The 1,400-nt window shown below is 75.6% G+C and carries 3 pseudogenes; 1 reads left to right on the top strand and 2 read right to left on the bottom strand.

From position 1 onward, the window contains the following. Window positions 1–109, top strand: a pseudogene (locus tag GJ633_RS16640) (HAD family hydrolase); the annotation flags it as partial. Between the two features lie 18 nt (window positions 110–127). Here GJ633_RS16640 and GJ633_RS16635 read toward each other — a convergent pair. Then, a pseudogene (locus GJ633_RS16635) lies at window positions 128–1,124 on the bottom strand (MBL fold metallo-hydrolase). Window positions 1,125–1,128: 4 nt separating this feature from the next. Beyond that, window positions 1,129–1,400, bottom strand: a pseudogene (locus GJ633_RS16630) (radical SAM protein); the annotation flags it as partial.

Here is a 1,400-nt window from a genome sequence, read left to right as displayed (position 1 = left end):
CGACGACCCCGAGACCGACGGCGGCGTCGTCGACGTCGGCGGGCGCTTCGTCGACGTGACCGAGACCCCGCTGTCCGCGGTCGCGAGCGAGCTGGAAGCGGAACCGTAGCGGACCCGTAGCCGACGGCTACCCCGCCCGTTCGCCGCCGGAACCGTCGCGCCACCGGCCGATCCGCTCTCTCCACACGCCGTCGATCCGCCCCTCGGCGAGGAGCTTCTCCACGTGCGCCGCGACCGTCGTCCGTGCGAGGTCTTCGACGCCCGTCAGGTCCGTCTCGTAGGCGGCGTCGACGACGGCGCTCACGTCGCTCGCGCCGGCCTCGATAGCGTCGCGGACGGACGCCTCGCGCGCCAGCCGGTGATCGATCAGCCGCCGGCAGGTCGCCGCCGGGTCCTCGATCGGCGGCCCGTGGCCGGGGTAGAGCCGGTCGTAGCCGGCGTCCCGGACGCGTTCGAGGCCGTCGAGGTAGTCGCGGAGGTCGCCGTCGGGGGAGCGCGACCGCGACGCTGCCGGACGCAACTGCGAGGTCACCACAGAGCAGCGCGGCGCCGGCCCCACCGGCGTTCGCGCTCGCGTCGGGACCGGCCGCGTCGTCCCCGTCGGCGTCTGTGTCGCCCTCGTCGGCGTCTGCGTCACCCCCGCCGACGGCGCGCGAGTCGACCGCGAACGCGAGGTGATCCGGCGCGTGGCCGGGCGTCTCGACCGCGCGGACACTGGTGTCCGCCACCCGGTCGCCGTCGGCGACGGTCGCGTCAGGCTCGACGCCCGTCGCGGCCACGAACCGGTCGACGTGGGCCGCGTGCGCGACCACGGTCGCGCCCATCCGGTCCGCGTACGCCGCGACCGCGCCCACGTGATCGGGGTGGGCGTGGTTGACCGCGATCGCGTCGACGGTGGCTCCGTCCGCATCGACGATGACCTCGTCCACGTCGACTGCGGCCCCGTCCGCGTCGGCAGACGCCGACTCCCCGACGCCGACCGCCCGGTCCAGCGCGTCCGTGCGTGCGGCCGGGTCGACGAGGAGCCCGTCGACCACGTAGGCGTTCGTCGTCCCGCCGGGCGCACGGGCATCGACCGGGACCTCGACGCGGGTGATCGGAACCGAGGATTCCGGGGACGGCATCGCCTCAGTCGCCGCGGCCGAGCGGCGAGCGGTCGAGCCCGGACCGCGCGGCCGGGCCCGGCCCGGATCCCGCCCGGTCGCGGCCCGGGATCGGGACGTCGACGTCGTCGACGACAGCGAACTGCGAGAGGTCCGCGACGCCGGCGTCGACGTCGTCGAGGGCGTCGTAGGGGCGCCCGACGACGACGTCGCCGGCCGTGTTCCGGTTGATCCCGGGAATCGCGGTCAGCTCGTCCATCGACGCGGCGTTGACGTCGAGCGGGTACGGTACGCCGG

This window comes from Halorubrum sp. CBA1125 (genome assembly GCF_009742825.1).
Lineage (GTDB): Archaea > Halobacteriota > Halobacteria > Halobacteriales > Haloferacaceae > Halorubrum.
This window is presented reverse-complemented; position numbering and strand designations above follow the sequence as displayed.